The organism is Shewanella basaltis, from assembly GCF_023283885.1.
GTDB classification, from domain to species: Bacteria; Pseudomonadota; Gammaproteobacteria; order Enterobacterales; family Shewanellaceae; genus Shewanella; species Shewanella basaltis.
The window spans coordinates 70,075-91,858 of the sequence record NZ_JAKILA010000012.1; the positions used below are offsets into that span (position 1 = coordinate 70,075).

Annotated in this window: 16 protein-coding genes; 7 read left to right on the top strand and 9 right to left on the bottom strand. The window is 43.1% G+C overall.

Translation table 11 applies throughout. The annotated features are described in order from the left end of the window. Window positions 1-387 precede the first annotated feature (387 nt). Window positions 388-690, top strand: a complete 303-nt coding sequence (locus L2703_RS10400; RefSeq protein ID WP_248971025.1) for a hypothetical protein — start codon at window positions 388-390, stop codon at window positions 688-690. Between the two features lie 566 nt (window positions 691-1,256). Here the strand turns inward: L2703_RS10400 and L2703_RS10405 are convergent. Continuing rightward, window positions 1,257-2,267: an AraC family transcriptional regulator gene (locus L2703_RS10405; RefSeq protein WP_248971026.1), complete on the bottom strand. Its 1,011-nt coding sequence runs from the start codon at window positions 2,265-2,267 to the stop codon at window positions 1,257-1,259. A 155-nt stretch (window positions 2,268-2,422) separates the two neighbouring features. On the opposite strand from L2703_RS10405, the gene L2703_RS10410 reads away from it, so the two are divergent. Further along, the gene (locus L2703_RS10410; protein ID WP_248971027.1) at window positions 2,423-4,612 is read left to right on the top strand and encodes a molybdopterin-containing oxidoreductase family protein; all 2,190 of its coding nucleotides are present in this window, start codon (window positions 2,423-2,425) and stop codon (window positions 4,610-4,612) included. A 790-nt stretch (window positions 4,613-5,402) separates the two neighbouring features. Here L2703_RS10410 and L2703_RS10415 read toward each other — a convergent pair. Further along, a complete protein-coding gene (locus L2703_RS10415) occupies window positions 5,403-5,603 on the bottom strand; it encodes a hypothetical protein (protein ID WP_248971028.1) in 201 nt (66 codons plus the stop codon). A 151-nt stretch (window positions 5,604-5,754) separates the two neighbouring features. Next, window positions 5,755-6,489 carry a glutathione S-transferase gene (locus L2703_RS10420; protein WP_248971029.1) on the bottom strand — a complete coding sequence of 245 codons (735 nt, stop codon included), beginning with the start codon at window positions 6,487-6,489 and terminating at the stop codon, window positions 5,755-5,757. A 223-nt stretch (window positions 6,490-6,712) separates the two neighbouring features. On the opposite strand from L2703_RS10420, the gene trhO reads away from it, so the two are divergent. Then, window positions 6,713-7,729, top strand: coding sequence for an oxygen-dependent tRNA uridine(34) hydroxylase TrhO (gene trhO / locus L2703_RS10425; protein WP_248971030.1), 1,017 nt, complete (start codon window positions 6,713-6,715; stop codon window positions 7,727-7,729). A gap of 57 nt (window positions 7,730-7,786) precedes the next feature. On the opposite strand, the gene ppx is transcribed toward trhO, so the two are convergent. Next, on the bottom strand, window positions 7,787-9,274 hold the full coding sequence (gene ppx / locus L2703_RS10430; protein WP_248971031.1) for an exopolyphosphatase: 1,488 nt from the start codon (window positions 9,272-9,274) through the stop codon (window positions 7,787-7,789). A gap of 6 nt (window positions 9,275-9,280) precedes the next feature. Next, window positions 9,281-11,431, bottom strand: a complete 2,151-nt coding sequence (ppk1, locus tag L2703_RS10435; RefSeq protein WP_248971032.1) for a polyphosphate kinase 1 — start codon at window positions 11,429-11,431, stop codon at window positions 9,281-9,283. 229 nt (window positions 11,432-11,660) lie between these two features. On the opposite strand from ppk1, the gene yegD reads away from it, so the two are divergent. Together yegD and L2703_RS10445 are read left to right on the top strand one after the other, a co-directional pair. Then, the gene (gene yegD / locus L2703_RS10440; protein ID WP_248971033.1) at window positions 11,661-13,067 is read left to right on the top strand and encodes a molecular chaperone; all 1,407 of its coding nucleotides are present in this window, start codon (window positions 11,661-11,663) and stop codon (window positions 13,065-13,067) included. A gap of 67 nt (window positions 13,068-13,134) precedes the next feature. Beyond that, window positions 13,135-13,590 (top strand): CreA family protein, encoded by a 456-nt coding sequence (locus L2703_RS10445; RefSeq protein WP_248971062.1) that lies wholly within the window; start codon window positions 13,135-13,137, stop codon window positions 13,588-13,590. A 56-nt stretch (window positions 13,591-13,646) separates the two neighbouring features. Here the strand turns inward: L2703_RS10445 and L2703_RS10450 are convergent, their stop codons facing one another. From L2703_RS10450 to pdsR, 4 genes are all read right to left on the bottom strand, one after another. After that, on the bottom strand, window positions 13,647-14,072 hold the full coding sequence (locus L2703_RS10450) for a hypothetical protein (protein WP_248971034.1): 426 nt from the start codon (window positions 14,070-14,072) through the stop codon (window positions 13,647-13,649). 295 nt (window positions 14,073-14,367) lie between these two features. Further along, window positions 14,368-15,558 carry a cystathionine beta-lyase gene (locus L2703_RS10455; protein WP_248971035.1) on the bottom strand — a complete coding sequence of 397 codons (1,191 nt, stop codon included), beginning with the start codon at window positions 15,556-15,558 and terminating at the stop codon, window positions 14,368-14,370. Between the two features lie 115 nt (window positions 15,559-15,673). Beyond that, a complete protein-coding gene (gene pdsS, locus L2703_RS10460; RefSeq protein WP_248971036.1) occupies window positions 15,674-17,845 on the bottom strand; it encodes a proteobacterial dedicated sortase system histidine kinase in 2,172 nt (723 codons plus the stop codon). 3 nt (window positions 17,846-17,848) lie between these two features. Then, complete coding sequence (gene pdsR, locus L2703_RS10465; RefSeq protein ID WP_248971037.1) at window positions 17,849-18,538, bottom strand: proteobacterial dedicated sortase system response regulator; 690 nt, start codon at window positions 18,536-18,538, stop codon at window positions 17,849-17,851. Between the two features lie 238 nt (window positions 18,539-18,776). Here pdsR and pdsO point away from each other — a divergent pair, with 238 nt between their 5' ends. Together pdsO and L2703_RS10475 are read left to right on the top strand one after the other, a co-directional pair. Then, complete coding sequence (pdsO, locus tag L2703_RS10470; RefSeq protein ID WP_248971038.1) at window positions 18,777-19,538, top strand: sortase-associated OmpA-like protein PdsO; 762 nt, start codon at window positions 18,777-18,779, stop codon at window positions 19,536-19,538. Between the two features lie 81 nt (window positions 19,539-19,619). Next, a complete protein-coding gene (locus tag L2703_RS10475) occupies window positions 19,620-21,779 on the top strand; it encodes a marine proteobacterial sortase target protein (protein WP_248971039.1) in 2,160 nt (719 codons plus the stop codon). Window positions 21,780-21,784 lie beyond the last annotated feature (5 nt).

Sequence of the window (21,784 nt, forward strand, 5' to 3'; positions counted from 1 at the left end):
ATCAAATTACAATTCTTCTTATGCTTGATAGCTATCAATGTTCTCTGCTGTGCTAAATTTCTTAGATGACACATAAATCACTCATTTAACGATAATATTTTAGTCATATCGATAAAAATTGATGAGCTGAGCACATCGTTCGTAACCCACGCCAAAGCCATGAAAACGAGTTATGTTATTTGTTCAAGAAATGGGTGGCTTAATTTTCAACAAAAGGGCATGTTAAGTAATAATCTAAAAACGACTAAACGATTGCATCAAAATATAAGCTCAGATATGGTTTATTCATTAATCAACATGAGTTAAAACGAGTGTTTCTACAGGCTCGTTAGCTGGTAAATCATAAACATGGATATTAGGGTCACCTAAGCACAAAGGATGCGTAAAATGAGCAAAGTGATTAAGTCAACACATGCGACCATACAAAATGGTGCGGCAAAATCAGATGGGAAGCTAACTCTTTCAGAGACGCATATCAGCTTCGAGCCATACAATAAACAACTTGGTCTCGGCCCATACTGCTATGAGCGCTCTCAAATCTTGAGTGTTAAAAAGTCTAAGGCGAAGGGGGCGGGGATCTTACCTTTGTCTTCTGACGCTATTGAGATTCAATACAAAGATAACCAAAGCCAAACGTTTATTTTGGCAAGTAAGGATGAGTGGTTGGCTCTATTGAGCGTAGCCAGCTAACAAGCGTATCAAGTCGCTACCCTGAAAAGCGGGGCGCTGGGACATAAAATACGCGTTGATTAGTTTTGGTGCTTCGCCAAGTTTAAACCAATCGCCGCTACGATTTGCTGCCCCTGATGCGGGCGTTGGTATGTATGTATAAATAATGGGTGGCAAATATTTCCTTGTTATGCGCTCCAATAAGGTGTCATTGTTGGTAAAATCAAGTGCAGGCGATGTAGCTTAAATAGTATTTGTCATACTGATGATGGTGATAAGTCATTGCTTCATTAGCTATATCATTCACGGTCATGCTCGCTTCTCTTTTTAATAAGCATCTGGTTAGACGTTCAACTCACCTAATTACGCGACTTATCCTTTTAAGAAACGTTGTTCATCAAACACCGTTTTGTTCTTCAGCATGAAATAGACTCAGCGACCAAGCTTATGGGCCAGTGCAGACAATTATTCTTTTTTGTAATCGATTAAGGTAGTTACGTGCTTTTTAATATAATGGTTGGTCAGGTCTCCTTTAAGATTTTTCTGGATAGATGAAAGGGGCAGTGTTCAGTTGCACTGGCTCAGACTTATGTTTGGCGCTTAATACGCTGCCTGTACTGGCTTGGGGTCATCCCGTACCATTTAATGTAGCTTCGGGTGAAAGCACTTTGGTTACTGTAGCCAAGTAATGCAGATATGTCGTTTAAACTGTAGTGGGTGCTGTGTAAATATTGATTTGCATGATGCAGTTTAATGGCTTCAAGTGTGTCACTAAATGATATAGAAGCGTGTTTTAAGCGTCGACGAAATGTTGCAGTGGAGTACCCCATAGCCTTCGCAATTGTACTCAAGTTAGTGGTGCTACTGGCCAAATATAACGGCAAGATTGCCTCTAATTGTGCTTTTAAAGAGGGTTCAGGCTTGCGCTCTATCATCAGGTTTGGTGCTTCAACCTGCACATCTTTTATGTTGACCTTGAGAATATCACTGCTAAATACTAAGCGTATGGAATCTGAACCAAATGCCACGGGGCAGCCAAAAAACTCGATGTGTTTCTTTTGTAACTTGGCATCATGTTCTTCTCGGGTAAAGTAACAACCTCGTATGGGAAATCTACCAACCATTAAGTTTCTGATTATCGATACGCAACTGGCGAGCAAGTAATTTTGAAATTGTTGCCTATGTATTAATTGCGGCATTTCAACGTGAAAAATCAGCTCTAATAGCGCCGAACTCGTTCTCACTTCAATATGTAAACCAGAGGTAATGATGTCGAAATAGTTAAGTATTCGATGCAGGGCTTCGCCAAAGGTGTTACATCCTTCTAAAAGCATAAATACCGGCCCGAGTGTATCAATTGACTGTCTCGCCGCGAGCTCAAAGGCAATTTCAGGGTAATTAAATTGGTTTGCTGCTTCTTCTAACAAACGGATGAATTTGTCGAATGCGATTAATTTGTTTTTTTGTGTGACGTCCTCAACGGGCAGTTCAACTGCTTGACAAAGCGCAGTGAGATCACCTCCATGTAACTGAACTAATTTAGGAAACTCGTGCAGAAAGCTGTTTAACAAATACGGACTGTTATGAAGTTTACGCATACTTTACTCACTAAGCTGTCGTGCATGTGGCTAACACGATGAGTGAACACAAATGGTAAAAGTGTGAACACAAATGGTAAATATAGCAGGTTATTTATTGTTAGTCTTACTGTCACTCGACTTATTAACCACTTGTTAACATTGAGGGCAGCCTAATGACGGAAACCAAACATGTATTATGCGCAACCTGTGATATCTCTTGCCAACTTGTTGCCACAAGAAAAGCGGGCGAGGCTAACTTTAAGTTAACTGGAGACTACGACAATCCTATGGCTCCGGGGGCTATTTGTGCAAAAGGCAGTTTGGCACAGACAACGTTTGAGCATCCTAACCGTCTGCTTAAGCCCCTTAAACGTGTAGGCCAAAGAGGTGAAGGTAAATGGCAAGAAGTGAGCTGGGACCAAGCGCTTGATGAGATAGCGGATAAACTGAAAAAAGTGATTGCACAATATGGCCCAGAAGCCTTTGTGGTAACCAGTGGCCCTTGGAATAGTTCAACCGAATCGGGCATGACACGAAGGTTTATGAACTTGTTGGGTACACCTAATTATCTTTCTCCTGTTGCACTTTGCCTTGGTAATACCGCCGCGGTCAACAGGCTCACCTATGGTTGGATGCCGCTTCCTGATTTTGAAAACACTCAGTGTGTGGTGGTTATGGGCCATAATACCAACAGCCAAAGTTGGGTATGGGAATACATTAGGCTGAAATTGGCAGAAAAACGCGGTGCAAAATTGATTGTTTTTGATCCCAGACTCAGTGCTCAAGCACAAAGGGCTGATATTCATTTGCCCGTGAAACCCGGCACAGATGTGGCAATGTGCATGGGGTGGATTAACGTGATTATTTCTGAAAAGCTTTACGATAAACAATTTGTTGAACAGTGGTGCATCGGCTTTGATGCACTAGAAAAAAGAGTGAAGCAAGATTTTTCACTGGAGACTGTTTCGCAAATCACTGGAGTCTCTGTCGCGCTTATTCGCGAGTCCGCACGCATGTATGCTCAAGCAAATGGTGCCATTATTCCTTGGTCACCTATTACTGATCAACATGTCAGTAGCACTTCTGCCATTCGTGCGATTTCAATATTGCGAGCGATTACAGGCAATCTTGATAAACCAGGCGGTGAAATGTTGATGGGGTCACATTCTGACGTGATCCCAGAATCTCAGCTTGAGCTCACAGAGCTATTGCCAGAAGCACAAAAGAAAAAGCAGTTAGGGTATGACAAGCATCCGGTGTTTACATTTAAGGCTGCTGATTTACTCAAACAATACAGTGAAAAAGTTTTTGGCGAGGCGTACCCAAACTTGGTAAAAGGCACGCATATGGCTGTACCATCGCCAACGTTTAGTGCAATGGCCTACGGCGACCCGTACCCGGTAAAAGCATTTTTTGCGATCGCCAATAACGCCTTGATGGGATATGGCAACCAACATTTAATAAAAAAAGCGATGCTCAACCAAGATATAAACGTGTGTTTTGAGCAATTTATGACGCCGACAGCCAATTTATGTGACTACGTATTACCTGGCGACTCGTGGATGGAGCGCCCTAATTTGATGGATACCTACAACTGGGCCACGATGATGATGACCTCTAATCAATTGTATAAGCCGCCAGGAGAGTGCCGTAATGTCTATGATTTTTGGCATGGTTTGGCGCATAGAATGGGCTTGGGTGAGTATTTCCCTTGGCAGTCGATTAATGAGTTATTTGATTACCGATTAACCCCGATGGGGATGGATTTTGAGTCGTTCAAAAACAAGTATAAGCTCAAACTTGAGGGCTATAAATACTATCGCTATCGTGACACAGGCTTTGCAACACCCAGTGGCAAAGTAGAGCTTTATTCGTCGGTTTTAGAAACACTAGGATGCGATCCTTTGCCTTACTACCGAAATATTGAGGTGTGTGATGAGTACCCACTGAAACTGTTTGTTGGGCTGCGTGAGCCACAGTTTTTTCAATCTGGGCAGCGTCATAATCGAGTGCTAAGAAGGCGAAATAAGTTTCCTAGAACATTTATGCACCCTAATGATGCCAAAAAGTATGGGCTAAAAGAAAATGACTGGGCAACCATTGAAACAATTGTGGGTAAAATCCACATGTTAGTGACCTTTAGAGACGAATTTCCCGAAGGTCTGATCCGTGTGCCCCATGGCTGGTGGCTGCCAGAAGAAAAGGATCTTGGCGCATTTGAGCATAACGATGCCATTATTATCCCTGATTCCGATGATTATCTCGACAAGGAGCAGGGCATTCCGCATCTCAAAGGTGTCCCCTGCAAGATTTACTTACGTAAAGATAAGCGTGAATACATTAATCTGGAGGGCGTGCAATGAAGCAGAGGTTGAATGTCTTTAAGGCTGAGATGATGATGAAAGTGGCTGGTTTTATTTGCCAAAATCACACAAACCCCGTCATGAATAGGATTGCTAAAACGCTAGGCTGGTTTAACAGAAAAAGATATGGGGCTCATGCCCTAGACTTTCTGGTCAGCGAGGATTCAATTGACCTGATAAGTGACGATAAATATGAGTAAAAGTGTTATCTCGTTGACTCATTACATGGCCATATATCGTTTGATTTGATCTTAAAAAATGCTGACCAGCAAAAATCGCCCTTTGTTCCCATGCCTGTGTTTTTTATGTTCAGTTGCAGAACGTAACGAAACTCAGGCAAATCAGGCTAAGCCGTGTACTCATCAGCATAATGGGCTTGTTGACATCGTTGTGCTTATGAAAACGGGTTAAAGACCATACCAATGAGTTAATGGTATAAGAGTCGGATTGGTATAATACCAATTCGACTAACTATCTGATCACTCAGCGGGAATTCTGTGCCTTCTAGGCAAGTAATAGTATTGTAGGCATAGTTGCTCTCGACAACTGCTCCTGCGTTGTTCTACCTCCTGCGTCCATGCAGTCGTACGTCAAAATGCTATTAAGCAGCATAGAGGGCATAGAAACCCGCCTTGCAGGAGAGACTCAGACTGTCCAGTTCTTTGTTGCATTGCCTTAAAAGGGAATAACCATTATTTCAACAATGCGCCTCAAACTGAACAATCTGAGTCGCTCTGATTGACCACATAATTAGTGGAATTGGTATTAAACCTGAATGCTTTGTTGCAAGCTATTCGTAAAACTCAAGTGGAATAAGGTTTTGGTAAATATAATAACCTAGTGGGCCCATTAATAAACTGAGCATTGACCAGACGATTCGTTGGGAGTTTTTGATGTGTGCTTTTGAGGTAAAAGCGCGATAGCAAAAGTGAATATGCAACATCAATAATGCGATAAGCATAAAGACTAAGGTAATATCCATATTGTTCATGTCATGTTCCTTTGCATGCTAGCAATGACGTTAATTAAGCGTACAGGTCAATTTTGCAGAATAAACAACCATTGTTACGTGTTTACATCTCTTCTTCATCCTATCGGTATAATTTACTGTAAAACTAAACAGAATAATAGTCAGTAAATCATTAAATATTCATAATTTTTTCATTTTTACACAAAGGTATGATTTTTACATTTTGTTGTTGCGATTGTTTGAGCTGCATCATACTTCTTTCGGGTAACCACAATGAGTACTTATGCATGACGGCTTGAAATAGCGAACTGTTGACTAAAAGAGTTAACCAGCGATAGACATGGGGGTAGGGTAAAGCGTTAAACCAAACGGGTTCGACATTCGCAAACTGACGAATAAACGGAAAAATTGCAAAATCCGCCATGGTTGGGCTATCTGCACATAAAAATGCTTGTTGGGCTAATTTATCTTCTAATAATTGCAAAAATATTTCTGCCTGTTGGCGATACCAATTTTGGCTCTGTTCGGGAAACCTATCTGCGTATTTGTATTTATCTAACCAGGGTTTAAAGTCATTGTCATTGGCATTTATCCAGATCATCGTTTGTGGTTTTGACAGCCAATCGAGCAGTGTTTGGTATGCATCGGGTGTTAGCCAGGGAGAACTCAGGTCTGGGTATTGAGCCAATGAAAACTGCATTATTTCAATACTTTCAGCAATCACCTGTTGCTCAGAGGTGATTAACACTGGCACGGTTCCTTTTGCTGATACATTGAGCATCTCTTGCGGTTTATTTTTAAGTTCAATCTCACGCACGGTAGGGTTTAACTGGCTTAAGTGCAAACCAATACGGGCACGCATGGCATAGGGGCATCGACGAAACGTGTACAAAATTGCTGAATTCATAAAGCTGACTTCTTTTGGGCGTGTTGAAATACTGACTAAAACCTTGAGGTAACAGAGTATGTGGTTACACAGTCTAAAGCTAATTTGAGTAGAAATCGAATTTATGAGTGTGTTTTCACTATGATTTGGGTATACTTTCGGCCGTTTTTTTGACTTAGCGCATGGTGCGCAGTCTTTATATATGCACTGGAAATTAAGTTCCAGCCAGCGGAGTTGTAATAGTATGCAAGACATTAATGTAGACCCAACATCCCCAGTTCAAGTCGTTGTATGTGCCCTTTATAAGTTTGTTGCTTTGCCTCATTTTGAGTCTATTCGTCAGCCGTTATTGGCTGTAATGGAGCAAAACGAGGTGAAAGGCACATTGTTACTGGCACAAGAAGGTATTAACGGTACCGTTGCCAGCTCACAGCAGGGGATCGATAACCTACTTAGTTGGTTAGACCAGCAACCGGGCCTGGATAATATTGTGACTAAGCTGTCTTTTGACGATGAAATGCCGTTTTATCGCACCAAAGTAAAGCTGAAAAAAGAAATTGTGACCATGGGCGTTGAAGGAATTGACCCGCGTAAAGTGGTGGGGACATACGTTAAGCCTAAAGACTGGAATGCACTGATTTCAGATCCTGATGTGGTCTTGGTTGATACCCGTAACGATTACGAAGTGAAAATCGGCACCTTTAAAAATGCGGTTAACCCCGTTACCGAAACCTTTCGTGAGTTTCCTCAGTACGTAAAACAAAATCTTGATCCTGCTAAACATAAAAAAGTGGCAATGTTTTGTACGGGTGGTATTCGCTGTGAAAAATCAACCGCATACCTAAAAGAACAGGGCTTTGAAGAGGTGTATCACCTTGAAGGCGGTATTTTAAAGTATCTTGAAGAAGTAGACCAAGAGCAAAGCATGTGGGAAGGCGAGTGTTTTGTGTTTGATAATCGCGTAGCCGTTAATCACAGCCTAGAAAAAGGCCAATACGATCAATGTAATGCTTGCCGTATGCCGATAACCGAAGAAGAAAAGCTGACCGAAGCGTATGTACAAGGTGTGAGTTGTCCGCATTGTATTGACAAAATTCCTGCTGAGCAGCGCCAACGTTTTATTGAGCGTGAACGCCAAGTGCAACTGGCTAAACAACGTGGTGAAGCGCATATCGGCAGCGATGTAAACCAAGTGATTGAAGCGCGCCGTAAGCAAAAAGAAGCGCTGCGTAAAGCGCAAGAAGCGTCAACGAGTAAATAGATTTAGTTTACCTTGCTAACGCGTTAATGTTATCAGCCCAGTGCACACTGGGCTGAGTTAAAAACGCAAACTGATGCCTAATAACGCCAGCTTTTTTTGCTCCTGGGCTAAATCTCGGCAAAGCAAATGATTTTGTAAACGTTGATCATCAACTAGTGATACCGTCACGGTTTGCTCATCTACTGTAATGGTAATCGGTTCAATACTGTTACTTATTCTCCCCAAGTTCATCACCATTGCCAGTCTAAAAATCACTAACAAACGTATCAATAGCGTTTGTTCGTCGTCGTTGAGTTCATTAATTGCGTCAATATTGATCCGCTTGCGTTGGTTTGCGACCAACAGTGCCAGCAAGTGTTGTTGTAATTGGTTAAATCCAGGTAAATCACTGTTTTGAATAATATAGCCGCCATGCCTTTGGTGAGCACGAGAATTAATTTGAATACCGATTTCATGCAGCATTGCGGCGTCGTGCAGTAGCCATTGATAGTGGCTAATGTTCCACTGAGTGGCCACTTGTGAAAATAAGTGGTCGATGGTGGATGTTACATTGGCAGCCTGAACAGGGTCGATATGATAAAGTTGTGCCAGGCTGCTCACTGTGCGTTGTTTAACCCCGTCAAGTTGCTCTATTTGCGACAGTTCATAGAGCACGCCCTCACGTAATGCACCCTGGGCGACTTGCATTTCTTTGATGGATAATCGCTTAAAAAAGCTTATCAAAATGCTCAGACCAGGTGCCAATAGTGGGATTCGTTTAGGGTCGAGATTGTCGAGCTTAATATTATTGGTATGACCCACATCGATAAGATAGTGCTTTAAGGTTTTTAAATTTTCCAAGGTTAAGATGTTTCCCGAACCTGTTAAGCACTGTAAGGCTTCTGATATGGCCTTAACTGTGCCAGAACTGCCTAATACCAGTTGCCATGAAGCTTTAAAATAGGCATTGCTGAGTTGAGAAAACTGCTTGTCAGCGGCACTTTGAGCCGCTTTAAAATTGTCTTTGCTTAGGGTGCCGTCGTCAAAAAAGCGTTGTTGATAACTCACACAACCACATTTTAAACTGGCTAAATGAGAGGTTGATGCCGCTTGACCAACAATGACTTCTGTTGAACCACCGCCAATATCAATAACAAGGTTTTGTTCAGTTAAGGTTTGGCTGTGCATAATGCCATTGTATATTAAGCGTGCTTCTTCGTGCCCTGAAACTATCTCGATAGGATAAGGAATGATATTAAGCGCCGCTTTAATAAATTTATGCCGATTTGTTGCCACACGCAAAGTGTGGGTGGCCACCAACCTAACTCGGGTTTGTTCTAAATCTGAAAAGCGCTGACTAAACTCGGTTAAGCAAGCCAGACCACGATCGATAGCATCATCATCTAAGGTGCCGTCAGGCTGTAAACCCTTAGCTAATTGAACTTGACGTTTTTCTTTGTGCAGTATTTGAATGCTACCATGTTGCTCACGCGCAATAACCAAATGAAAGCTATTTGATCCCATATCAATGGCGACAAAATGTAATGATTGTTCAGGAGTGGTCACGTGATATTAAGCCTTTTTCTGTAAAGGTTGCTCAAGCCATTCAGGTTCAACGTCTGCTAAGTTATCAGCAACTTTCTGGCTAATGCGTTGCGCTTGTTTGATTTCATATTGGGTCAAATAATGATGAATAGCAATCTGGCTTCGCACTTTTCGTTTATTGCCTCTGGGTTTATAGTGGTTTTGTTGCAAAGGTTCAATAATGCGGGCCTTGGTATTGTCATTAAATTGGATGTGCAAAATATCAGTGATCATTTGTTTCAGTTCAATATCATAAATCGGTGTGCACACTTCAATACGTTCATCGAGGTTTCGTGTCATCCAATCTGAAGAACCGATATAGAGTTTTTCTGCGCCGTTGGCATAAAATTGCATAACGCGGGAATGCTCTAAAAAGCGGTCAACAATACTTAATACTTCAATGTTGTCGCTCATGCCTTTCACTTGTGGCAATAAACTGCACATACCGCGGATCAGCAGTTTTATTTTTACACCTGCTTGTGATGCCTCATAGAGCTTATTAACCATGTTATCGTCAACAAGGTTGTTAATTTTTAGCGTGATTGCGGCGGGTTTATTTTGCCTTGCTGCGCTGATTTCATCATCGATGAGCGTTAACCAACGCTGACGAGAGTTAAATGGCGACACAATAAGGTGTTCAAAGTTGTCTTTGTGGTAAGGGCGTTTTAATAGGTCAAATACCTGTTTTACTTCTTGGGTTATTTTTTGATCGGCAGTGAATAATGAGAAGTCTGTGTAAAAACGTGCAGTGCCTTCGTTAAAGTTACCAGAACCGATATGGGCATACAGTACCGTTTCATTGCCTTCTTTGCGGCTGATAAGGCAAAGCTTTGAGTGGACTTTTAAGCTAGGTATTCCATGATGCACTTTAACCCCCGCCTCGGTTAGGCGTACGGTCCAGTCGATATTGGATTGCTCATCAAAGCGCGCAAGCAGTTCGATAACGGCTGTGACACGTTTACCGTTTTTAACCGCATCGATTAACGATTGCATAATGTGACTATTTTTAGCAACACGGTATAAATTGATTTTTATTGCAGTGACTGCTGGATCATAGGCCGCTTGACGGACTAACTCTGTAAAATGTGAAAACTTATGATACGGATAATTCAATAAAATATCGTGCTCACCAATAGCTTCAAAACTGTTGGCGCCCGCGTTAAATTTTGCACTGCTCAATGCGGGGATTTTATCGTTTTGCAGCTTCTTTCGCCCAAGATTAGGGAAGTTAATAAAGTCTTTAAAGCTATGGTAGCGCCCACCAGGAATGAGGCATTCTGTGGAGCTTATGTTTAATTGTTTCTTTAACGTATTGAGCATATGCTCTGGCATTTCACGGTCAAATACTAGCCTAACTGGTTGTGCTCTTAAGCGTTTTTTCAGGCCGTTAGACATTTGTTCTAATTGGGTTTTGTCTAACTCAACTGAAATATCAAATTCAGCATCACGAGTCATTTTCATTGAAAACACTTCAAGTTCAGTATATTCAAAAAACGGCTTAAATAACTGGTCAATACAATGACGGATAATATTGTCCAGTAAAATGAGGTATTTAACCTTGGTTTTGTGTTGTGATGGCAGCTCAATAAAACGAGGGATGTTTGCTGTTGGAACTTCAACAAAGGCATATTGCTTGTCATCCCCTTGATGTAAGCACACACATAAATACGTGGCATCGTCGTTGATGTTTTTGATTAATTCACTGTGTTTTGTTAGCACAAAAGGAGCAATATGACGCATGAGGTTGTCATTAAAATATTTATGTAACCAATGCCGATGAAAGTCATTAAGCTGTAACTCATTGACTAAAAATATATTGCAACGCACCAGCTCTTTCATCAGCTCTAGGTAGATGGCATCAAAGCGTTCTTGTAAATCAATCACTTTTTGCTGGATCTGTTCTAATAATTCGCGGCTAGTGCAGGGCGTGTCAGACAAACTAGACAGTAGGGTTGCTCGGCGTACCGAGGCCACCCTGACTTTAAAAAATTCATCCATATTGCTAGAAAAAATACCCAAAAAGCGTACTCGTTCAATTAATGGCACATGTTTGTCATAGGCTTCTTGCAGCACTCGCTCATTAAAAGATAACCATGACAATTCTTTTGGGATAAATAGCGCATTCTTAGCAGGTGACATTGCTTGTCCTATCAACGTACTAGGCTGTAACAGATCCAGGTTCAGCCCCGTTTAAGTATTATCTCGTTTGAGACACATGTAAGTTACAGATCATGTTATGTGATTTTTATGACAGATTTATTTACAGGCATGAGCAAAGCTGCAATAAAACGCGTATAAATGGTTTAGCAAGTGCCATAAGTATGTTATTTTGAGCGCTTTTTTCGATTAGACGACTGAAGGTAAGCCAATGTTTATTGGATTTGATTATGGCAGTGCCAACTGTGCAGTAGGGGTAATGATTGACGGTGCGGTAACCTTACTGCCATTATCCGCCAATTCTGATTTTATGCCTTCAACCTTATATGCCATGGACCGCGAGCTCATTGCTGAAGCGGTGTACCAAGGATTACCAGAAAGCTTTAAAGCTGAATATTCTCACCTTCGCAGCTCGCAATTAATGCGTGCTAAGCAAATGCGCCACGAGCTAGATTTGCTGCCTAATGAGCAAGCTGTGTTTGTGGGGCAAGCGGCTATTGATGCATACCTTGAAATGCCCGAAGAGGGATTTTATGTCCGTTCGCCAAAATCATTTTTAGGCGCTAATGGTCTGCGCCCAGATCAAATAGGCTTGTTTGAAGACATTGTCACCTTAATGATGCAACACGTGAAAACCCTGACCGATAAGGCACTGCAGCAAAAGTCGTTGCCAGTGGCAACTCATGCGGTGATTGGCCGGCCGGTAAACTTTCAAGGCATAGGTGGTGAAGACAGTAACCAACAAGCTGAAACCATTTTACGTCTAGCGGCCTCGCGCGCAGGCTTTACTGAAGTGACATTTTTGTTTGAGCCATTAGCCGCAGGGATGGACTTTGAGTCAACCCTAGATAGCGATAATACGGTATTGGTGGTCGACGTTGGCGGCGGTACAACGGATTGTTCAGTAGTCACGATGGGACCTTCGCACAGTAACAATACCGATCGTACTCAAGATTGTTTAGGCCATTCTGGCCAACGTATTGGTGGCAACGATTTAGACATCGCGCTAGCGATGACAGGCTTAATGCCGAGTTTTGGCGCAGATAGCGTAATGACTAACGGTAAACCTATGCCAAGAGCGCCATTTTGGAATGCTGTGTCGGTGAACGACATTAGCGCCCAGCGCGATTTTGTCAGTTTAGCGTCGCGTAAATTGGTCGAGTCAATAATAAAAGAGGCGGAGCAGCCACAACTACTCAAACGCTTACAAACGGTGCAAAAAAATCAAATGAGTTACCAAGTGGTACGCCAGGCTGAAACGGCTAAAATCAGTTTGTCTGATGTTGACACAACTGAGTGTTCACTTGATTTTATTGAAAAAGACTTGTTTGTCACTCTCACTGCCGCTCAGTTTCAACAAGCGATTAGCGATCCATTAGCTAAAGTTGAAGCCTTAATGAAGCAAGCCATGCAAACGGCAATGACAGTTGCTCAACAACAAGATTGCGCGATGCCAAGCTGTCCTGATATTGTTTATGTAACTGGTGGTACGGCGCGTAGCCCTGCGATATACCAAAAAATTGCCAGTGTTTATCCATCTGCAAAAGTGGTGGTTGGCGATCACTTTGGTTCGGTGACAGCAGGGTTAACCCGTTGTGCACAAAATGCGTTTAACTAAAAGAGTCAATAATATGTCGACGACAAAAAACAAGTACAGTGCCATACAAAGTAAAAGGGTTTCGTTTATGGTGGCTGCGTGCCTTAGCGCGGGGTTACTAGCCGGTTGTGGTGACGATGTGGGCAAAGTCAGCTTAGGTTTGTTTACCACCAAAGATGTGATTATTGACGCAAAACACGATCCTAAAATACCTGGTGTGACTTGCCATATTAGCCGTATTGAGGCCAATTTGGATTTAGCTGACCCGTCTGATATGAGCATCAGTTGCCGTCAAACCGGCCCGATTAGCCAGGCCGATCTCGCCAGCATTGACATGGGTAAAAATGGTGAAGTGGTGTTTAAGGAGTCTTTGAGCATTTTATTTAAAAGCCTAAAAGTGCGTCGTATTTTTGATGCTGAAAATCAAACCTTATTATATTTGTCGTATTCAACCAAAGAAACCAATGGCAGCCATAAACATGCCTTGTCTACCGTGCCGCTATATGGCACTGCAGCTTGGCAAAAACCATTAACCACAAAATAAACGCATAATAAAAAAGGCAATCAAAATAGATTGCCTTTTTAATGATGAGCTGGCGGTTATACCCGTGCCGCACGTTTTAATATCCATAACCACACTACGGGTAATAGGGTGATATAGAAAAACATGGCAGTAGCGCCGATATCGCCCGACAACAAAGTGCTAAAAATAAACCTGACAATGCCCATCGGGTCCCACGGCATGTAATGCAGATTACCGTGTAATAACATGGTTGCTAATATTACAATGGTCACCGCTAACCATTGTTTGCTTGGCTCATAACTTTTAATCACAAATGCCGGAATAAACGCCACTAAACCTATCCCTACAACGTTTTGAGCTAAATGGGTGATGGTGGGGTAGCCACTTAGGTTAAACCACCAAAGTACATTGCCCGCAGCAGACTGTCCTATCGCTGCGATGCTTAACGCGAAATAAGTGACCCCAATACATAAGCTGAGTATGATTAATCGGATAAAGTTCATTTGTGTCCTTTTAAATGATTGATAAAAAGCTTATACCAATTCCACTAACTATCTGATCACTCAGCGGGAATTCTGTGCCTTCTAGGCAAGTAATAGTATTGTAGGCATAGTTGCTCTACGTCAAAATGCTATTAAGCAGCATAGAGGGCACAGAAACCCGCCTTGCAGGAGAGACTCAGACTGTCCATTTCTTTGTTGCATTGCCTTAAAAGGGAATAACCATTATTTCAACAATGCGCCTCAAACTGAACAATCTGAGTCGCTCTGATTGACCACATAATTAGTGGAATTGGTATTACTTATTTAACACGGCATTGTAACGTTCAAAAGCCGCATCAAGATCGGCAATTAAGTCATCGGTATCTTCTAATCCTATGTGTAATCGAATCAACGGTTTGCTGCTATCCCATTGGGTTGCTGTGCGGATATTATTAATGCCAAATACGCCTAAAATTAAGCTTTCAAAGCCGCCCCATGAAAAACCCATTTTAAAATGTGCCATGTTTTCAACAAATGCGGTAACAGAGGCTAAGTCACCTTGTTTTAATACAAAAGAAAATAGACCATTGCCACTCGTAAAGTCGCGTTTAAAGAACTCGTGGCCTGGGCAGGTTTCAAACGCTGGGTGGCGAACGTGATCAACTTCTGGGCGGCTTGCTAACCAGTTTGCCACAATAAGGGCATTTTTATTATGTTGCGCCATACGCACACCTAAAGTACGTAAACCTCGGGCTGCTAAATATACGTCGTCTGGTGAGGTGGTTTGCCCCATTAAATAACTGTTTTCGCGCAGTTGTTCCCAGCATTTTTCATTGGCGGTTGCGGTGCCCATCATGACATCTGAATGGCCAACAATGTACTTGGTTGCGGCTTGAATCGATACATCAACACCCATGTCAAATGGGCGCGAGTTAATCGGTGATGCCCAGGTATTATCGAGCATGACAATCATGTCGTGCTCGTGAGCGATGCGGCTTAACGTTGGTACATCTTGCACTTCCATGGTGATGGAACCAGGAGATTCTAAAAACAGCACCTTGGTATTGGGGCGAATCAGTTCTCGAATGCCTTCACCTATCATTGGGTCGTAGTAGGTGGTTTCGATACCAAATCCGGCGAGCATTTTATTACATAAATCGCGCGTGGGTTCATAGGCTGTGTCGACCATGAGTAAATGGTCGCCACTTTTTAAAAACGATAATAATGCACTACTGATTGCCCCTGCGCCTGATGGGTATAACGCCGTGCCCACACCGCCTTCAAGTTCACTGATGGCTTGTTGAAATGAAAAGTGGGTTGGGGTGCCGCGGCGGCCGTAAAACATTTCGCCGTTGGTTTTGTTTTTAATCGCAAACCGCATGTCATCCATGGTGTCGAATACCACGGTAGAGGCTCTAAATACGGGGGGATTAATCACACCTTTGGTGAATTTTTTCTCGCGGCCGACACTGACAATTTGGGTGGCGAGTTTGTCGTTTTTGCTCATGTGTTCACTTCCATATTCAGCCGTTTAGCGCTGACTTTGCATATCAAAAAATAAAATCTGGGTGTCATCCTAGCACCTACAAGCGTAAATAAAAGCGCCTAAGTGCTGTGGTTGACTATTTTTCATCAATTAAAGGCAGTGTCAGACAGATTTCGACACCTTCGATGTTATCTTCTAAAAGGTTAGTGGCTTTAATTTTGCCATGATGAAAATCGGTCACTAGGCGAGCAATATATAAGCCTAGCCCTAAGTGGGGTTTACCATTAACACCTTGTGGACGAATAGACACCATGGACTCAAAAATTTGGCTGTCCATGTCTTTAGGCAGTAAAGGGCCAATATTACTGACCTTTAAAATGGCTTGCTTGTGAAGTTGTGTCAGGCTAACCGTAATAGCGCTGCCTTTATCGCTGAACTCAATGGCGTTATTAATCAGTTTATCCATTAGTTGGGCGATGTATTCGGGCACGCCCTGACATGGCATGGCTTTGTCTTCAATGTGCACATTAAAGGACTGCTCTGGGTAGGTTATTTGGTATCCCTGCATGCAGCCGCTAATGACTTTTTTAAGCGAAAACCGACAGCTTTCTGCTTGGGTTAAGCTGGCTTCTAATCGTGTTGCTTCACTCAAATTATTTAAGATTAGGTGCAGACGATTAACGCCTTCTTGAGCGCGATTAACGTATTTTTGCGATGGCTCGTCAAGTTGCTGTAAGCCTAAATGTTCAAGCGAGCTGCGCACAACCGCGACTGGGGTGCGTAACTCGTGAGACAAGCGTGAAGACATGTTTTCTAGGTAATGAGTGTATTGCCCTAAACGACTGACAATACTTGAAAAACTGCGTGATAAGTCGCCAATTTCATCCCGATTTTTAGACGCCACAATTTGTTGGCGAACCCGGCCCTGACTGTCGATGGCCAATTCGGCTTGGTCGCGCAAACGGCGGATACGGCTCGAGATGCTCGAGGCAAAAATAAACAGCGCCAGTGTGCCCATGCTCATAATGGTTAAAATCACGTTGAACAGCTTTTCGAGCGCGCGGTTACGTAAACTGCGAATACCATGGGTGGTTTCTTCGGCAATCACTACTCCCATCACTTTATCGTCAATCCAAATGGGGCTGGCTGCGGCCAATACAACGGCTTTATTGTCTGGGGTTAAGCGCCAGGTGGAACCTTGCTTGCCGCTTAAGGCTTTTTCTATGTGGCTGCCAGTCAGTTCGGTTGAGTCTTGCAAAGAGTCAATAAAATCTTGTGGGGGCCGGGTGAGTATTTTGTAGTACATGGGTAATAAATATTGTTGCTGAAAACGTTGCCAAAATGAATTGGGTTGACTCACATTCAAGTCGTCAGCCCAGGTATTGGACGAGGTGCGAATATCGCCCGACTTAGCTAACACGCGGCCATGATTATCGACCACCCAAATGCGTGAGCTGTTGTGGCTCATGCCTTTAATAATGCTTTCGATTTCAGGCGAGGGCACTAATACCGTGCCTAAACTGGCAACGGAGTCGGTGGCTGAGGTGCCAATCACATTAACCAATTGACGATTATTGGTATCGTTAACGTTATGAATGGCAAATCCCAATTTGCTGCCCACCATGGTGAGTGGCAGCCTAAACTCGATATTATACCCCTGATCTGTTTTGAGCCACTGTCCCTGTATACGCGATTCAGGCTCAACAGGTGTCGATTGAGTGGGGTCGGCGGGCAGTTCAAATGCACTTAACCAACCGCTTTTGGTATTGGCAATAATATAACGCCTAAATTGACCATCTGGCGACTGGGTGGCCATCACTAAATGATCGTTTCTGTCGACCCGTAAACTTTTACGGCTACGAAACACCACTTGTGGATCGTTTACCTCGAAATAGCCATATAAGTAACCGCCATATTTACCCACCATGTGGGTGAAGCTGATATTGGTGGGTTCGGATTCATTACGTCGATAAATGAGATGGTTATCGGCATAATTTAACGTGCGGTGTTGGTATAGGTCCCAGTCAGCTAATTTGCCGTCTAATTGAATTGGGCCAGCAATGGGATAGGCGTATAAATCGCGACCTTTTTCTACCTGATTTAAAAAACTGGCCTGATTATCAAACAGTTTTGGCCGCTCGTGTAATGCAGTGGCTAATGCTTGGGTGGTGCCCTCAAGGGTTTTTTCTTGACCATGACGCAGGTATTTTTCCATCTCCCATACGTACTCGTACCCAAGCCAAGGCAGGCAGAGTAAAAATAATGACAAGATAACGACTTTGGCTCGCAGCCCTAACGGTAAATACATAAATTAAATATTGTCCCAGCGGTAGCCCATGCCATAAACCGTGTCGATACAATCAAATTCATTATCGATGGCAATAAACTTTTTACGAATGCGTTTTACGTGGGAGGTAATGGTACTGTCGTCGACGTAGATTTTGGCTTCTTGCATTAAATCTTGACGGCTGCGCACATGCCCCGGGTGTTTGGCCATCGCATGGACCATCCAAAACTCAGTAACGGTAAGCTCAATAGGCTGGCTTTTCCAGTACACCTGAATACGGTTGCCGTCGATGGTTAAATGGCCGCGATCGAGTAGATTGTCTTCAATTGGGCTTGAGCCAATCAGCTCTGAGCGGCGAAACAATGCGGCAATCCGTGCGAGTAAATGCGGAAAACTCACATCTTTAGTTAAATAATCATCTGCGCCTAAACGCAAGCCGCAAACCGTGTCGAAATCACTGTCACGGGCGGTTAAAAAGATAATCGGCAAGCTGCTCGACATGGCCCGAAGAGCTTGGCACAGGGTAAATCCACCGTCTATTTCATGTTCAAGACCAATATCAATAATGGCTAAGTCGGGCAGGCGTGCATTAAAGGCCAACATCGCAGCTGGGCGATTCGGATAAGCTTGGACACTGTAACCTTGTTGTTGCAGTACATCTTTGTAGTTTTCGCGGATAGCCGCTTCGTCTTCAACAATGGCAATTCGTTTCATGGTATGACTTCAATTCATCGGGATATAAATGGATACCCTGCTGACTATACAGGATTTTATCCACCAAAAAAGCCGTCACAGCCAATTGCCATATTGTTGCCACATTTGATCGCAACATTGCCATTTTTGCTCCCCAATAAAGCCATTTATATTTTGTTTAATAACGGCATAAAGTTATTTGGTTGCACGTTAACTCAATGACTTTCACTTTACACATTATTGCTAAAAGGGACTCATTATGAAAAAGCAACTTATCGCCGCCACTGTTATTAGCGCAATCTTATTACCACACACCGCATGGGCAACTGCCGTTGAGCCACAACATGAACGTGAACATACTGAAGAGTTGGTTGGTTTAAGCTCGGGGATATTACTTGGTGCCGTTATTGCTGGTCCTGTTGGCGCAATCATTGGCGCCTTTACAGGCACTATGATAGGGAAATCTGTAGGCGATGAAGCTGAGATTGCTAATAAAAATCAACAGTTAGTAAAGCAAGAGCACGCATTGGTTGAAACCCAGCAGCAACTCATTGCCATGGATCTGCAACAACAAGAGTTAGTGCAGGTGTCTGAGAAGTATTATGAGTTACAAACGAACCTTGCTGAACTCAATGCCAATCAACAACAAACGCTTAATGAACTCACCATAGGCATGAATGTGCAATTTAAAACTGGTTCAAGCCAAATAGAGCCTTTATTTAAGCAGCAATTAGACAATGTGGCGTACATGATGACCTTATCGCCAGAATTGACAATAGATTTAACCGGTTATGCTGACCGCCGTGGGGATGACCAATATAACCAGGCGTTGTCGGAGCAACGCTTGGCTGAGGTGATCAAATACCTTGTCTTGCAGGGGATAGACAGCCAGCGTCTACAAGGTAGAGCTTACGGTGCCTCATCGCCCCTGCATACTGAGCAAAACCATGAGAATGACTTTTTCGATCGTAGGGTGACGCTGACATTAATGACTCCTGGTGCAGCGCTAGCATCAAACTAATTTATTGTAATTATTATATTTTTTAAATTGACTCTATTACCCAATGTCTAGGGGCTGCGGGTAATGGGGTAAGGAGCTGTTATGTATTGGTTAGGTCGAGAGTCAGGTTTAGTGATGCAATTAGGTTATTACAAATGGGTTATAAGCCTGTTGTTGGTAATTTTCACCGCGACAGTACAAGCGTCACCGTCGGGTGCAACAGACGATGACATTACTCAAGGTACGTTGGTTTACTTTGCTAAAGATCAAGTAATACAAGCGTTAGCGATGGACACGCAAGTGAGTATGGATGTGTCTGGCTTACTTAATCGTGTCACGGTTAAGCAAGTGTTTATTAATGATTCAGACCAGTGGCTTAATGGTCGTTATGTGTTTCCGTTACCTGAAAATGCCGCGGTAGATAGTATGCAACTGCGTATTGGTGACAAGATAATTGCAGGGCAAATTCAACCTAAAAAGCAAGCAGAGCAGACGTTTGAAACGGCGAAAAAACAGGGTAAGCAAGCCAGTTTATTACAACAGCAGCGCCGCAATATTTTTACCTCTGAAGTGGCCAACTTAGGCCCACATGATAAATTAGTGGTGGAGTTAAGTTACCAGCAAACGGTTGAGTTTAATGATGGCCTGTTTAGTCTGCGCTTTCCCATGGCTATTACTCCGCGTTATCACCCTGAGCAAAGCAGTGACAAAGATAAACAAGCGTTGGAGGTGGCGTATATCGATCCGACTATTATCCCCAATCAACTGAGTGAAATCAGCAGTGCTCAAGGGATTAAGGTCAGCATGAAAGTGAATATCGATGCGGGCTTTGCTCTCAATTCACTTGACAGTTTATATCACCCCATTAAGCAAAGTGTGAATGGCCAGCGGTACACCGTAAGCTTTGACGGTAAGCAAATCGCCGACCGCGACTTTGTATTGCAATGGCAGGCAGATGTAGGCGCATTGCCACAAGCGGCGACCTTTTATCAAACCGGTAAAACCCATAGTGTAGCGGGTCATTCAGATGACAATATCGCCACCAACGCGGTTGATCAAAGCGTGTACTCATTAGTGATGTTAATGCCGCCTAGTGTTGAAGTGAGCGAGCAGCATTTAATTGGCCGTGAGTTGATTTTAGTGATTGATACCTCAGGCTCTATGTCTGGCCAATCGATTGTGCAAGCCAAGCAAGCATTGCAATTTGCCATTGCCGGGCTTCGTGATATCGACACGTTTAATATTATTGAATTTAACCAACATACAAGCATGTTATCGCCAGTGCCATTAACTGCCACCAGTCGTAACCTGGGCTTAGCGAATCGTTATATTGCCTCACTTGAGGCAAATGGTGGCACCGAAATGGCGCCAGCGATCACCGCCGCTTTGGTTGATACCCTTCAACCAGATGCAGTTAATGTGCGTGGTGAGTCTATGTTACGCCAGGTGATATTTATGACCGATGGCGCGGTAGGCAATGAGCAACAATTGTATCAATTAATTAGCGATCAACTAGGCGATAGCAGATTATTTACGGTAGGGATTGGCTCTGCGCCTAATTCAGACTTTATGCGCCGAGCCGCGACCATGGGCCGTGGCACTTTTACCTATATCGGTAAACAAACAGAGGTGAAACAAAAGATAACGCAGTTGCTGACTAAAATAGAGCAACCTGTACTGACCAATATTGGCTTGTACTATCTCGATGGCAGTGTGCCTGATTACTGGCCATCAACCATTAGTGATTTATACCAAAACGAGCCGTTATGGGTCAGCATTAAATCGCCTAGCCAGCTGTTACAACCTATCATAGTGTCTGGCAATATTAATGGTCAGTATTGGCAGCAACAACTTGATTTTACTGATAACCAACCCGCTAGAGGCATCGATTTATTGTGGGCAAATGCGCAAATTACTGCACTGGAGCTATATAAAAATGCGGCGAGTGGTCCAAGAGTCAATAAACAAGTTGAAGCATTAGGCATGCAATACCATTTGGTCACCAGCCAAACCAGTTTAGTTGCCGTTGATGTGACTCCCGTAAACCCAATGAGCGACACCACCATTGATGCCAAAGTGCAATCGCATTTACCCCATGGCTTGCAGGTGGGCAATCAGGCACAAGTGTTACCACAAACCGCAACGTCAAGTCGCTTGTGGTTATTGATTGGATTTAGCTTACTGGGCTTGGGTATCTTGCACTATTTATGGTTACGCCAACGTTTACCTGGGCAAGTATTGGTGCTTGAAACCAATGCCTAAGGAGC

What these genes read in the sequence shown, in the direction of transcription:
- L2703_RS10400 (WP_248971025.1), top strand. Translation starts at nt 388, where the DNA reads ATGAGCAAAGTGATTAAGTCAACACATGCGACCATACAAAATGGTGCG.
- L2703_RS10405 (WP_248971026.1), bottom strand. Translation starts at nt 2,267, where the DNA reads ATGCGTAAACTTCATAACAGTCCGTATTTGTTAAACAGCTTTCTGCAC.
- L2703_RS10410 (WP_248971027.1), top strand. Translation starts at nt 2,423, where the DNA reads ATGACGGAAACCAAACATGTATTATGCGCAACCTGTGATATCTCTTGC.
- L2703_RS10415 (WP_248971028.1), bottom strand. Translation starts at nt 5,603, where the DNA reads ATGAACAATATGGATATTACCTTAGTCTTTATGCTTATCGCATTATTG.
- L2703_RS10420 (WP_248971029.1), bottom strand. Translation starts at nt 6,489, where the DNA reads ATGAATTCAGCAATTTTGTACACGTTTCGTCGATGCCCCTATGCCATG.
- trhO (WP_248971030.1), top strand. Translation starts at nt 6,713, where the DNA reads ATGCAAGACATTAATGTAGACCCAACATCCCCAGTTCAAGTCGTTGTA.
- ppk1 (WP_248971032.1), bottom strand. Translation starts at nt 11,431, where the DNA reads ATGTCACCTGCTAAGAATGCGCTATTTATCCCAAAAGAATTGTCATGG.
- yegD (WP_248971033.1), top strand. Translation starts at nt 11,661, where the DNA reads ATGTTTATTGGATTTGATTATGGCAGTGCCAACTGTGCAGTAGGGGTA.
- L2703_RS10445 (WP_248971062.1), top strand. Translation starts at nt 13,135, where the DNA reads ATGGTGGCTGCGTGCCTTAGCGCGGGGTTACTAGCCGGTTGTGGTGAC.
- L2703_RS10450 (WP_248971034.1), bottom strand. Translation starts at nt 14,072, where the DNA reads ATGAACTTTATCCGATTAATCATACTCAGCTTATGTATTGGGGTCACT.
- L2703_RS10455 (WP_248971035.1), bottom strand. Translation starts at nt 15,558, where the DNA reads ATGAGCAAAAACGACAAACTCGCCACCCAAATTGTCAGTGTCGGCCGC.
- pdsS (WP_248971036.1), bottom strand. Translation starts at nt 17,845, where the DNA reads ATGTATTTACCGTTAGGGCTGCGAGCCAAAGTCGTTATCTTGTCATTA.
- pdsR (WP_248971037.1), bottom strand. Translation starts at nt 18,538, where the DNA reads ATGAAACGAATTGCCATTGTTGAAGACGAAGCGGCTATCCGCGAAAAC.
- pdsO (WP_248971038.1), top strand. Translation starts at nt 18,777, where the DNA reads ATGAAAAAGCAACTTATCGCCGCCACTGTTATTAGCGCAATCTTATTA.
- L2703_RS10475 (WP_248971039.1), top strand. Translation starts at nt 19,620, where the DNA reads ATGTATTGGTTAGGTCGAGAGTCAGGTTTAGTGATGCAATTAGGTTAT.